Source organism: Chromohalobacter sp. HP20-39 (assembly GCF_033052815.1).
In the GTDB taxonomy this organism is placed as follows: Bacteria; Pseudomonadota; Gammaproteobacteria; order Pseudomonadales; family Halomonadaceae; genus Chromohalobacter.
Genome location: NZ_JAWHTP010000652.1, coordinates 1 through 274 on the forward strand (window position 1 = coordinate 1; position 274 = coordinate 274).

General features: G+C 63.1%; 1 pseudogene. It reads left to right on the forward strand.

What is annotated here, in order from left to right:
• Nucleotides 1-128, forward strand: a pseudogene (locus tag RVY79_RS19555) (IS630 family transposase); the annotation flags it as partial.
• Nucleotides 129-274 lie beyond the last annotated feature (146 nt).

Below are 274 nucleotides of genomic sequence, written 5' to 3' on the forward strand. Positions count from 1 at the left end.
TCGGCAACCGGATCTTCAAATCCTACGCCGATATCCTCGATCACTGCTGCGACGCCTGGAACAAGCTCATCGACCAGCCCTGGCGCATCATGTCCATCGGACTACGCCAATGGACACATGGGTTCTGATCAATGAGGATTGGTATGAGTGGCCAGGACCTTGTTGAGCAGGCGGTGGCCGAAGCTCTTGCGCGTTGGGTGCGCGGCCGGGGGGCCGTCGTGCTCGGCCCAGTCCCAGCGCAGGGCATTGCCGGCAGGACCGTCCTCGACCCGCC